Here is a 13,159-nt window from a genome sequence, read left to right as displayed (position 1 = left end):
AATCAGCATCAATGCAGCCCCTCCGCCTCACTGCTTTTGAAATATCATGAAAACCTCACGCGCGATCATAACCGCCTGCATTCTCGCACTCCTTGCGATTCACCAATACGCTTCCGCGACGGAAACCGCCTCGCTCTCCGACACGACCGCCCGGCTCGAATGGACCCGCGCCCCGGATGGCTGGCGCCTAACGACAGCCAGCGCCCTCACGCCCGCATCCGCGACGACATCCGCCACGGCGATTCCGCTCGGGACAACCTCAGGGCAATACACCATCCTCTATTCCGCCACGGAACCGCCCGCCGATCCCGTTCCGCCGCGGTTCAAGGCGACCGGCGACGTTTTTCCCGAGCCCAACTACAAATACATCATGCCAACGCGGAAGAAGTCGTTCCTTCCCGCCGCGTTCAACCTCGCGGGCGAACAACACGCCTTTTATCCATCCGACCTCGCCACCGCGCCCGACGGATCGCGCACATTCACCCACTCCACGGATGTTGCCGACATCACCGCGCGCTGGAGCCTCGACCCGTCGTTTCCCGGCGACATCCGCGTCACGCTCACGCTCACCGCCCGCAAAGCCGGCTGGTTTTCCATGACCACGCCGACGCTCGCCACGGTCGATCCCCGCGATCTCGAATGGGCGGTTGTTCCCGGCTATTACAAGGGCTCGGAACTGAACTCCGACCTCGTGCTCTCCATGTGCTACGGCCACGGCCTGCCCGACCGGCCCGTGATCGTCGGCGAAGGCTCCGCATCCACGCTCGCCTCGATCATCACAAACAAAGCCGGCGTCACCCTCGCCGTCATTGCCGAGCCCGGTCTTGTCGATCCGTCCTCGGACAAAAGAATCGCGCGCGAGCGCTGGCGGCTCGGCCTCTCGCACATGACGCGCGACAGCAAGCTCTCCCCGACACTCTACCGTCCGCTCCTCGGCGGCGAGGGCTCCAGGCTCGAAGCCGGCGAAACCCTCGCGCTCTCCTTCCGCTACTCGCTCCGGCGCGGCGACTGGTTTGCCGCGGTCAAGCACGCCACGGAAAACATCTATGCGCTCAGGGATTTTCTCGCGCTCAAGCAACCCGTCCGCTCGCTCAGCCAGCGGCTCCATTCGCTCCACAAATACGTCACCGACGACACCACCTCGCTCTGGCACACCGAGCAGTTTGAAAACAAAACCATCGGCGCGCAGGCATACAACGGCGGCGTTGTCGGGGCCAATCGCGACAAGTCGAACCCCGCCGATTATGACGCGATGAAAAACTCGGACTACGGCGCCATGTGGATGCTCGCGCGCATCACCGGTGATCCCCGGCTCGTGAAGGACCGCCTGCCCCACGCCCGCAATTTCAAACTCGTCCAGCAACAATCCGCCCCCGGCTTTTTCCAAGGCGCCGCGCTCGGCCAATACTACCTCGCGAAATCAAGTCGCTTCACGGAGGAATGGGGCGATTACGTCGAACCCGTCGCGCTTACCTACTACACGATGCTCGACATCGGCAACATCCTGCTCTTCGAACCGGGCGACGCCGAGCTGCGCGAACGCCTCCGACTCGGGGCCGAACGACTCCTCGCATGGCAACGCTCCGACGGCAGCTGGGTTGTCGCCTACGACCACGCCACGCAAAAACAACTTTTCACCGAGCTTCCCGACTACCGCCCCACTTTTTACGGACTCCTCGTCGCCCATAAAATCCTTGGCGACAAAAAATACCTCGACGCGGCCCGGCGCGGCGCCGACTGGCTCGTCGAAAATGCCGTCAAGCCCGCGCGTTTTGTCGGCGTGTGCGGCGACGCGCGTTTCGCCGCCGACTTTGCCACCGTGCAAATCGCGCAGGGGCTTCTCGACCTTCACGAACTCACCGGCGAAACCCGCTACCGCGACGCCGCGATCGAAACCGCACGCCAGTATGTCACGGAAATTTTCACGCACCCGCGCGCCACGACCGAGGCCAAGGTTGCCAACAAAGTTCCCGTCGCCGACTGGCAAATCAACCAGACCGGCCTCGCCTTCGAGCACGGCAGCACCATCGGCAGCGCCAATGGCGGCGGCCCGATCCTGCTCGCCAGCTACGCCGGCCTCTACGTGCGCATGGCGCAGATCACCGGCGAGCCGCTGTTCAAGGACCTCGCCCGTGCGAGCGCGCTCGGCCGCGACGCCTTTCTCGATCCGAAGACACAGGTCGCCTCCTATTATTGGAGCAATTTTAACCGCGGCCCCGGCTCGTTCCCCACCACGCATGGTGGCAGATTGGCTGGATCACCGACTACCTTGTATCCGAAATTCAACTACGCACGGCGGGGGCGGTTTCGTTTCCGCGCGGTTTCATCGCGCCCAAGGTCGGCCCGCACGCCTGCTTCGGTTTCGCGCCGGGGCAAATCCACGGCGAGCCCGCCAATCTCGCATGGCTTGATGTTGAAACGGGACGCCCCGAGATCGACTACCTCACGGCCAAGTCTCCCGACAAAGCAAAAACTTTCATTCTCCTGCTCAACAACAGCCCGCGCACCGTCACGAGTCCCGTCAAACTCGCCGGCGCATGGAAAAGCGTTTCCCTTCGTGATGCCTTGGGCCAGTCCGTGCCATTGTCCGCCACCGCAAAAACATGGCCCGTCGAGATTCCCGCATTCGGTTTCGCGCTCCTCACACTCGAATCAAAATGAGCCTCATCGGTCTTCGCTATTTTTCGCGCTTCTGCGTGTTTGGGCTGGGGGCCGCCGCAATGCTGGGTTCGTGTCTCAGTGGAAAATCGAACAACTCCGCCCTGCGCATACTTGAGCAGATAAAAAAACCGACCGACGATTTGCATGAGGATAAAATTGTCGTTCAAGGCCTTGGTCGCGCCAAGTCGCATGTTCTTGAATTCAGTGTATCCGCGCCATGAATCGCCGCCAATTCATTCACATCGCCTCCGCTGGCGCGGCTTCCCTGATCATGACGCGACTGCCCGCCATTGGTTCGGCGCCAGCCAATGCGATCGACCTCGCGCGTTGGATTCAACCCGTCCCGGAGCGCGCCATTTTTCGCGAGCCCGGTTATCATGTCTGGTGCGGAACGATGGTGCGCGGTCGCGATGGCCGCTGCCACCTTTACTACTCGCGCTGGCGCGCATCGGAAGGATTCTTCGCATGGGTCACTCACAGCGAAGTCGCGCATGCGGTTGCCGACGATCCGTTCGGTCCCTATCTCCCTGTCGATGTCGCCCTGCCTCCGCGTGGCCCTGATTTCTGGGACGGCCACTGCACGCACAATCCCGCGGTCATGGAGTCCGGCGGGCGATATTATCTTTACTACATGGGAAACCGCGGGGACCGCCGTCCCACCAAGGGGCTCAATTTTACTCATCGCAACAACCAGCGCATCGGCGTTGCCGTTGCCGACTCGCCGGACGGTCCGTGGCGCAGGTTCGACAAGCCGCTCATCGACACGACTGACGGTTTCCACGATGCGTTGTGCTGCGCCAATCCCTCGGTCACACGCCGGCCCGACGGCAGCTTTCTCATGATCTACAAGGCCGTCGCCAAACAGCGCGCCCTGCCCTTCGGCGGCCCCGTCACCCATGTCGTCGCCACGAGCCGCGATCCCGCCGGTCCCTTCACTAAAATTGACGCGCCCGTCTTCACCAAAACCGACGTCGATTTTCCCGCCGAGGATCCGTGCATCTGGCTTCAGGAAAACAAATACATGGCAGTCGTGAAGGACATGAAAGGTTTCTTCACCGGCGCGGGCCGCTCGCTCGCCCTCATGGAGTCAGCGGACGGCATTGAGTGGAATCCCGCCCAAAACACGCTCGTCAGCAAAACCGAATACACCACAACCGCCGGGGTTCGCGTTTCGCTGCATGCGCTTGAGCGCCCCCAAGTCTGGCTTCATCACGGCGAACCCGCGGTGCTCTTCTGCGCCGCGTCAATCGACAAGCAACCCGGAGGCGGCGAAACATTTAACGTAGCCATCCCGCTCCACCGTCCCCCGCCAAAATGAAACAACCAAGTGAACAAACCGACGCATGCGCAAGGAGCGGCGGCGTCCCCGCCGCCGGACGAGGCGCAAGCCTCGCCGCTAACCGGCGGGCAATCGAATCGCTTGAGTTATTCGTTGCCCAATATGCGAAACGGGCGCGCGCGTTGCACGCGTCGGGCGGCGGGGACGCCGCCCCTCCTTGCGCACGCGCGCCTCGCCAACATCACTTTGAATTAAACCCACTTCATATCATGACACATCCCACACTACGCCTCTTACTATCGCTCCTCTTGTCGCCGTTTGTTTTTTTCACTTTATCAGCGGCAACCGTTCAGTCGCTGGACGGCGCGGGCTGGTTTCTCGCCATGGATCCCATGCGCCGGGGCGAGCAACTCGACTGGCACAAACCGCCCGCCGACTGGAACCGTGCCAAGCCCGCCACCGCAAATGGATGGGACTTCGCCAGCTCGCCGCATTGCTGGACAAACGACGCCCGCTTCGGCGAATACACCGGTGTCATGTGGTATCGCCGCTCCTTTGTTCCCGTCGCGCCCGGCTCCGGCGACACCGAATGGCGAATCACATTCGAAGCCATCGGCGAACGATGCCGCGTCTGGCTCAACGGCCGCGATATGGGCGCGCATGACAGCGTGGGGATTCCCGTTGCCATCGACGCCACCGCCGCCATCGAGCCCGGCAAACAAAACTATCTGGTGGTCGCCGTGGACAACTCCTGGAACGAAAACACGATCCCCGGCTCGCGCACCGGCAAACGCGCCAACGACCAGTTGTATCCATGGATCAACTACGGCGGCATCCTCGGTTCCGTAAGACTGGAATCGCTTCCCGCCGCGCGCATTGACATGCAAAAAATCGAGGCCGCGCCAACAAGCCCCACCACCGCCCGCGTCGCGATCACCTTGTGGCCCGGCATCGAAAAACTGCCCAAGGACGCCGTCATTAATATTGATATCATTGATCCCGAGAATCCCGAAAAACCAATCGCAACCCGGACGCTCCACGGCAGGACGACGGCTGAGTTCACGCTCAAAAACATCACCCGCTGGACCCCCGCCAATCCCAAGCTCTACGAAAGCCGCGTCACCGTCCGCACGCCATCCTCCAGACACACGCGCACGGACGCGTTCGGCATCCGCGAAATCCGCATCGCCAACGGACAATTCTTGCTGAACGGCGAGCCCGTCCGTCTCGCGGGCGGCAATCGCACGCGCGAGAAAAACACGATTGACGGAGTCATCGCCCCCGAAGCCGTCGCCCATAGCCTTCAGCTCATGAAAGACGCGGGCTTGGTTTTCGCGCGCCTCCAGCACTATCCGGTCAGCAAACACACGCTCGATTGGGCCGACCGCAACGGCATGCTCATCATTGCGGAGTATCCGATTTGGGGCACGCCCGCCGCCGATCTTGCGCGACCGGAACTGCAGTCCCGTTTCAAGGCGGGCATGGGCGCGCTCGTTCGAGCCACATGGAACCACCCTAGCGTCGTCGGGTGGAGCGTCGGCAACGAATATGAATCATGGCTGCCCGAGGGTGTCGCGTGGACCAAACAAATGTCCGCGTTCGTCAAGTCGCTCGACACCACGCGTCCCGTCACCTTTGCCGCCATCGGCAGGCCGCTGCGCATACTCCGTGAAAAACAGCAACCACCGGAGACGTTCAGCATGAGCCACGTCGATTTCATCTGCACCAACATCTACTTCAAACCCGAGGATGCCGCCGCCTTTCTCGATCCCGTTCATGAGGCATGGCCGGACAAACCCGTGCTCATCACCGAGTTTGGCCTGCGCGCCGACCGCGTGAAAAATGAACAAGAACGCCTGGACCACTTCGACCAAATGTTCGCCATCGTAAGGGCGCGCCCGTGGATATGCGGATTTTCCTTCTGGTCCTTCAACGATTATTCCAGCCGCTATCCCGGCACCGGGCTCGACGGCTACCGACGTTGGGGCATTGTAGACGAAAACCTCAAACCGCGCGCTCTCTATGATCATGTCGCCGCGGAACTGAAAAAACACGAATGGCAGACACCCGCAATCCGCTGACAACACACCGCCATGATTCGCCCAATCACACGCCTCGCCGCCCTCGCGCTCATTTCAGCCCTTCAGCCCCTCGGCTTTTCAGTCCTTTTCTCCGCCCCGCCGCAAACACTCGGCGAAAACTTCGCGCTCGTTTTTTCCGACGACTTTGACGGACCGCGGCTTGATGAACGCGTGTGGGTTTCGCAGGCCTACGAAACCAAGATCAAGCACGACACCGCGCGCGGGCCCGACAATCTCGAAGTCCGAAACGGCGAGTTGCTCCTCCATGTGCGCAAGGAGTCGCGCACCGTCGGCAAACGCACAGTCAAATGGACATCCGGCTACGTTTACACACGGGACACATTCGGCCCCAATGTTTACATCGAGGCCCGTTTCAAATCCGGACAATGCCCCGGCGTGAACAACGCCTTCTGGCTCGCCTCGATCAGCAACCCGGGCAAGGACGGCTTTCGAGACCGCTACGAAATCGACATCGTCGAGGCGCGCAAGGACGTGCGGGTTCCCGATCTCCCCGGAATGCTCAATGGCAATGGAAACCAGGCGTGGCACGACTGGAAAACATTTGCCTACGCAAGGGACGAAAAAGGCAAACCCGTCGACATAGCCCAGGGGCAGGTCGCCCTTCACAGCTTCGGGGATTATCACACGTGGGGACTCTGGCTCGGCGAAACCGAACTGATTTATTATCTCGACGGCGTCGAGTATTGGCGTGGCGAGCAACACCCCGCGAACCGCGACCAATGGCGCACGGGCGTCGGCAAGCTCAAACAATGGCCCGCGGATCGCGAAAAATCCGCCTACGGCCGCCACGGCCAGCCCGATTGGAGCTACATGGGCGGCTACACCGGCGACCGGATGAACATCATATTTGCCAACCTCCCCTGGGGCGACAAATGGTCGCCCCTCTCGGACGCCGCCGACGGCACCTTCATGGCCGTGGATTATGTGCGCGTTTACAAACCCGCGTCTCTTGTATCCAAAAAATCGATACAAGAGACGCGGTTGAAAGCACCGGGCCCGGACTCGGCGCCCGTTGCGATCACCCGCCCCATCAACGTCAACGACCGCCATCCCAGCTACATCAGTTTCACCCTTCGCAAGACCGCCGGCGCCGCGCCCCGGGTCGCGCTTCTCAACATCGATGGCAAACCCGTCGCCACGCTCGGCGTCGACGCGGGCAACAATCTCCTCGCGTCGATCGGCAATGAATGGTCGCCCGCGAACACAAAAACCGCCTGGCCCGCCTGCGACCGGAAAGAACCCTTCTTCAAGGACGACACCGATTATCTTCTCGTCGCCCGGATAACCCCGCGGCGCGGCCTCAATCATCCGGCAATCAGCGTGTGCGCCTTCCCGCTCGACCAGCCGCTGCCCGGGGAGGAGCCCTTTTTCTACGCCAACATAACCGCGGCCGGCAGCACCAACATCACCAACGGCTGGCACATCAACCAAAAACGCGCCGCCTATGGTTGCGCCGTCTCCTTTCGCATTGAAAACACAACCGGCAAAGGCGAAGTCCGCCCGTCCACATTTCGGCTCGGCACGAGTTTTGCCAGCGTTCTGCCCAACTAACACTTTATCTCCATGAAACACACCACCCTGCTCCTTGCCGCGCTCCTGCTCACGGCAATTTTCCCCGTCTCCCATTCAGCCCGGGCATCCGCCCCCGGGGCGAATGAGCTCAATGTCCGCGCCGGGCTCCCCAACGCAGCGGAAAAAATAAACCGCAAGCAAAACGTGCGCGTGGCCTTTCTCGGCGGCAGCATCACCGCGGCCAACGGCTGGCGCGTGCACACGCTCGAGATTTTGCGACGCGCGTTTCCGAACGCCAAGTTTACGGAGATTTTCGCCGCGGTTTCCGGCACCGGCTCCAACTACGGCGCCTGCCGGCTCGAGCGCGATGTTCTCGAAAAAAATCCGGACCTCCTCTTCGTTGAATTCGCGGTCAACGACGGGGGCGTCGCTCCCGCGCTCATAGAGGCGCAGATGGAGGGCATTGTTCGCCAGGTGCGCACACGGAGCCCGGACACCGACATCTGCTTTGTTTACACACTTTCGGAACCGCAACTGCCCGCGCTCCAGTCCGGCAATTATCAACAAAGCGCGATTGCCATGGAAAAAGTGGCCGCGCACTACGGCATTCCGACGATTCACTTCGGCGTTGAGGTGGCGCGCCGTGTTGCCGCAAACACGCTCGTCTTCTCGGCGCCGGCCTCTGTCAAAGCCGACGCCAATGGAAACGATTCCGAAGGCCGCATCATTTTCACCCGGGACAAAACACACCCGACCGGGGCCGGTCACCGCGTTTACGCCGTTACGCTCGAACGCACGCTCCCCGCGCTCCTCAAAACCGGATTCCCCGCGGCCGCCCCCCTGCCCTCCCCGCTTCGCGCCGACAATTGGACGCGCGCAAAACTCATCATCCCGGCCGATGCCGCAAAATCCGGCGCATGGAAAAAACTCTCCGCAACCGATGTCGTGACCCGTCACGCGGGGCAAATGGCGCCGCCGGTCTGGTCAACATTCAAGCCCGGCGCCTCGATCGAGTTCTCGTTCAAGGGCACGCGCTTTGGAATCATCGGATTGAAAGGCGCGGAGAATGGAAAGTTTCGCTGCACCATCGACGGCAAAATCGTGGAAACCGGCACCCTGTTTGACGCCTTCTCAACTCCCGGGCGCCACCCGCTCAAGCCGTGGTTCGTTCCCAGGCCGCTCGAGGACACCGAGCATCACGTGCGAATCGAATTGCTCGACGAAAAAATCGACAAGGCCGCCATCATGAAAAAACCGGGGCTCTCCGACGCCGCCTATGAACAGCACGGCCTTTATCTTTGCGGCCTGCTCTTCGTGGGCGAACCGCTTTCACCGCCTGTCCTCAAATGAAAACACACGCGCTCGCCGCCGGCATGCTTCTCTGCGGCGCGCTTGCCTGCACCGCAAGCGCGTCGATGGACTTCCACAAATACACCACCCACAACCCCGATCTTCCGCGGCACACGCTCAATACCGCCGACTTCGCGGCCCCCTCCGGTTTCGCCAAGCCGCAGACTTGGTGGCACTGGATAAACGGAAACGTCTCGCGCGAAGGCATTGAAAACGACCTGCGCGAAATGGCCGGCAAGGGCTATGGCTTCGCGCGCATCTTTTCCGTCAACAGCAAGCTTCAGGGGCCGCTCATCTTCGGCTCGCCGGAGTGGTTCGACACTTTCAAGTTCACCGTCGAAACCGCCTCGAAATACGGAATGGGCATCGGCATCCACAACTGCGACGGCTGGTCCGAGGCGGGCGGCCCGTGGATCACGCCCGAGCTGTCCATGAAGGAGCTGTCGATGAAAACCATCCGCGTCACGGGAAACGGAGCGGAGCAAACCATCCCGCTTCCCGCGCTCGATCGCAAACTCGACTTCGCACGCGACATCGCCGTCCTCGCATGGCCCGCCAAGCGCCCCGCCCTCCTCGCCATGCACAAACCGGGCGTCCTTCAACGCGTGTATCCATCAAACGAATACACAAAGGCCACCAGCGGTCAGCGCGAATTCCGTCCCGGCCCAGGCGGGCTGCCCAAGCGCTCCAGCGACGGCGAGGGAGGCCTCGTCCGCCTTTTTGACGGCATGGCGGATGACAAGCGCGTCGGCTTCTCCTACGAGAAAAAAAGCCCCGATCAATTTGCAGGCGTCACGCTCGAGTTCGCCGAGCCGTTTGAAGCCGCGGGAATTTTCACAGAGGTTTATTGGATTTATGAACTTCCGCTAAACATCTTTCTCGAAGCGTCCGACGACGGCGTGAATTTCGAAAAGGTGTGCGAGCTCAAATTTCACCAGTCCGACACCTCCGCATCCTTTGAACCGCGCCGGGCCAAGTTTTGGAGGGTTGTCCGCTATCAAAGCAAAAAACCCACCGAGCGCGTGCATCGCGGCGTGGTGAAGGAGCATGTTTTCCAACTTTCCGAAATCGAACTTCTCGCTCCCGGGGAAAACTCCCGCGCCGCCTTCCCGATCGACAATTTCCCCGCCAAGGCGGGCGTCGTCGCCACGCATGGGCAGGTCCGCGCCACAACCGCGGCCTATCCCGAAAAACTTATTCTCAAACCCGGCGAAATTCAAAATCTCACCGCGAACACCGCCGACAACGGCGACACCCTTCGCTGGCGCGTTCCCGACGGCGAGTGGGTTGTCATGCGCATCGGCTACACCACGACGGGCAAGGTCATCCACCCCGCCACGCCCGCCGGGCGCGGCCTTGAAGTGGACAAATTCGAGCCATCCGCCGTCGAGCATCATTTCGATTCCTACGACCGCAAAATGATCGCCGCCGCCGGCCCGCTCGCCGGGAAAACCTTCTCCATCATCGAGACCGACTCATGGGAGGCCGGGCACCAAAACTGGAGCGAAAACTTCGACCGGTATTTCCGCGAGCAAAACGGCTACGACATCCTCCCCTGGCTGCCCGTCTATGCCGGTGAGTGTATTGGAAGTGTGGATACAACTGAAAACTTTCTCCGCGACCTCCGCCGCACTTTCTCGTCGCTCGTCATGAATAATTTCTACGGAAAGCTCGGCTCCCTCGCGCGCGACGCCGGATTAAAATACGAAACCGAGCCCGCCAGCGGCATCTTCATGCGCGACCCGATGAACTCTTACCGCGAGGCCGATTTTCCCATGACCGAAGTCTGGCAGGACGCGCGCGAAGCCGGGGTTGTCGCCGGAATCCGCACCGCGTTTTCCCGCGAGACCGCATCCACCGCCCATTTTTACGGAAAGCAATATGTCACTTGCGAGGCGCTCACCAGTCGCAAGGGCAACTGGGCGGAAACCCCGTGGATTATGAAGGGCACGCTCGACACGCTTCTGCTCGCCGGTCCCAACGTCTCCGTTTTCCACACCTACACGCACCAGCCCGATGAGCGCGCCCCCGGCTGGCAGATGGAGCCTTGGGGCGTTTCACAAAACCGAAAAATGCCGTGGTGGCCGCTTTCCAAGGCCTGGTTCAGCTACATCGCCCGCGTCCAATACATGCTCCAGCAGGGCAAATACGCCGCGCGGATACTCCACTTCTATTCCGACGAAATCCCCACGACACCCGGTTCCCTGTCCACGAAAACCGCGCACCAATACGACATCATCAACGGCGACGGCGTCCGCGATTTTCTTCGCGTCGAAAACGGCCGCCTCCTCAGCCCCGGGCAAATGCGCTACGATGTGATGTTCATTTCCCCGCATACCACGCTCCGTCTCGAAACCCTCGAAAAACTCAAATCGCTTCTCGCCGCCGGAGCCACGATCGCAGCCGGGCAAAAACCTGTCTTCAACCCGACACTCCGCGGCGGCGACGCGGCAAAAAAACGCTGGCACGCGCTTGCCGACGAACTTTTCGGCGACGGCTCCAAGGCCGCCCGCCGCCTTGGCAAGGGCACGCTTCACGTTGGCCACACACCGGACGAAATAATCGCCGCGCTCAAACTCCGCGAACCCTTCACCTGCGTCCTCGACAACGCCGCCGACTCAAAGGACCTCGCCTGGCAGCACCGCGAACACGCAGACGGCACGGAATGGTTCTGGGTTATCAATCGCGATTCCAGCGCCGGACGCTCCGGCATCATGTCCTTCCGAGTCACCGGCAAAAAGGCTTCGCTCTGGCATCCTGAGACCGGAAAAACAGAGCCGGTTCCCGCCGCCATCGAGGAAGAGGGCCGCACCCTCATTCCGCTGTCGCTCGGAAAATTGGAGGGGGTGTTTGTTATTTTTGAAAACAAAACGCCGTCACGGGACACCGCTGTCAAAATCATCGCCAACGGAAAAGAAATATTCCCGAAATCCGTGACTGGCGGCAAAGCCGTCGATAACACAAAAATCTCGGGCGACTTCACCTTCGCCGTCACGGTTTCCCCGTCGGGCACTCGCAAAATCACAAAAGCCTCGGCGGCCGGCATCGCCCCGGGAGGAGGAGGCAACGAAAACTTCGCGCTCTATCCCGAGCAAATGCACATCAAGCTCAATGACATGAAGCACGCCTGCGCCGGATTGAGCGTCGGCAAAAACTCCATCGCCGTTTTCGAACACGGTGCGGGCTATCTCAACAGCATCATCGTCCATGACCACCCGGTGGCGGAAAACACACGAATCGCCGTTGTATATAAAAACAACACACCCGCTTTGTATATAAACGGGAAACAAGTCGCCGCCGCCTCGAAATCATCCGGGCGCATTGTGCACCCGCCCTCGGCCGTCCGCGCCCAATACAAGGGAAGCGCCTCGAATTTCTCCATTGAAAAATCCGCGTTGTCCGCGTCCGAAGTCGTTGCGTTCATGAATAAAACTGAGGGGATCACCGACTCGCGGGACAAAACTGCCGAGCCCAAGCTTTTCATGACCAACACGGGCAAACTCGCCGCGGAATTCCTCGCGCCCGGAAACCTTGAAATCAAAAAGGCGAACGGCTCGAAAATGGTTCTCTTCGAAAAGAATGTGCCTCCCCCGACAACCATTTCGGGGCCTTTTGCGGTTACGTTCGAATCAAAATGGGGCGCGCCAGCCGACACACAGCATTTCGAAAAACTCGTCTCGTGGACCGAATCTCCCGTGCCCGGCATAAGGCATTATTCGGGCATGGCGGTTTACACAAAAGACATCGAACTCACATCCCGCGAAGTGGCGGCAAACCAGCGCGTCTATCTTGAAATCGACCAAGTGTGCGAGGTTGCCGAAGTCACCGTAAACGGAAAACGAGCCGGAACGCTTTGGCGCCCGCCTTACAAACTCGACATCACCGACTGCGTGCGCGTCGGCAAGAACGCCCTGCAAATCTCAGTCGCAAACACCTGGGTTAACCGCTGCCTCCACGACGCAACCTTGCCGGAGAGCGAACGGCTGACATGGGCAAACTCGATGCAAACGCATTATCCCGATCCGAAAACCATCAAACCGACTGATTATTATCCATGGAAATACGGTCCCCTGCCCTCGGGTTTGATCGGAGAAGCCAGGCTGGTTTTCACCAAGCTCGTGGAAGAAAAATAACGCATCAAATATGCGCGTGCGCAAGGAGCGGCGGCGTCCCCGCCGCCGGACGCGAGCAACGCGAGCGCCCCTTGCGTGGGTGTTTTCGAATACGCTATTGCGAAACGGGCGAGGCTTTCGCC

The 13,159-nt window shown here is 60.7% G+C and carries 6 protein-coding genes; all 6 read left to right on the top strand.

Going from position 1 to position 13,159, the window contains the following annotated elements; translation table 11 throughout:
* The first annotated feature begins 46 nt into the window (after positions 1-46).
* On the top strand, positions 47-2,776 hold the full coding sequence (locus CKA38_RS09610) for a glycerophosphoryl diester phosphodiesterase (protein ID WP_108825277.1): 2,730 nt from the start codon (positions 47-49) through the stop codon (positions 2,774-2,776).
* Positions 2,777-2,878: 102 nt separating this feature from the next.
* Positions 2,879-3,979, top strand: a complete 1,101-nt coding sequence (locus CKA38_RS09605; RefSeq protein ID WP_108825276.1) for a glycoside hydrolase family protein — start codon at positions 2,879-2,881, stop codon at positions 3,977-3,979.
* A gap of 230 nt (positions 3,980-4,209) precedes the next feature.
* Positions 4,210-6,021: a glycoside hydrolase family 2 protein gene (locus tag CKA38_RS09600; RefSeq protein ID WP_161554831.1), complete on the top strand. Its 1,812-nt coding sequence runs from the start codon at positions 4,210-4,212 to the stop codon at positions 6,019-6,021.
* Positions 6,022-6,033: 12 nt separating this feature from the next.
* Entirely contained in the window at positions 6,034-7,593 is a 1,560-nt protein-coding gene (locus CKA38_RS09595) for a glycoside hydrolase family 16 protein (RefSeq protein WP_108825274.1), read from the top strand.
* Between the two features lie 12 nt (positions 7,594-7,605).
* Complete coding sequence (locus CKA38_RS09590) at positions 7,606-8,904, top strand: SGNH/GDSL hydrolase family protein (protein ID WP_108825273.1); 1,299 nt, start codon at positions 7,606-7,608, stop codon at positions 8,902-8,904.
* Positions 8,901-13,037: a glycosyl hydrolase gene (locus tag CKA38_RS09585; RefSeq protein WP_108825272.1), complete on the top strand. Its 4,137-nt coding sequence runs from the start codon at positions 8,901-8,903 to the stop codon at positions 13,035-13,037. Before CKA38_RS09590 ends, CKA38_RS09585 begins: the two co-directional genes overlap by 4 nt.
* Positions 13,038-13,159: the final 122 nt, after the last annotated feature.

The sequence above is a fragment of the Ereboglobus luteus genome, from assembly GCF_003096195.1.
Classification (GTDB): domain Bacteria; phylum Verrucomicrobiota; class Verrucomicrobiia; order Opitutales; family Opitutaceae; genus Ereboglobus; species Ereboglobus luteus.
Note: the sequence above shows the minus strand (reverse complement) of the source record. Positions and strands in the feature narration are given on the sequence as shown.

Excerpts from the sequence above, each read along its gene's own strand:
- CKA38_RS09610 (WP_108825277.1), top strand. The coding sequence starts at position 47 with ATGAAAACCTCACGCGCGATCATAACCGCCTGCATTCTCGCACTCCTT.
- CKA38_RS09605 (WP_108825276.1), top strand. The coding sequence starts at position 2,879 with ATGAATCGCCGCCAATTCATTCACATCGCCTCCGCTGGCGCGGCTTCC.
- CKA38_RS09600 (WP_161554831.1), top strand. The coding sequence starts at position 4,210 with ATGACACATCCCACACTACGCCTCTTACTATCGCTCCTCTTGTCGCCG.
- CKA38_RS09595 (WP_108825274.1), top strand. The coding sequence starts at position 6,034 with ATGATTCGCCCAATCACACGCCTCGCCGCCCTCGCGCTCATTTCAGCC.
- CKA38_RS09590 (WP_108825273.1), top strand. The coding sequence starts at position 7,606 with ATGAAACACACCACCCTGCTCCTTGCCGCGCTCCTGCTCACGGCAATT.
- CKA38_RS09585 (WP_108825272.1), top strand. The coding sequence starts at position 8,901 with ATGAAAACACACGCGCTCGCCGCCGGCATGCTTCTCTGCGGCGCGCTT.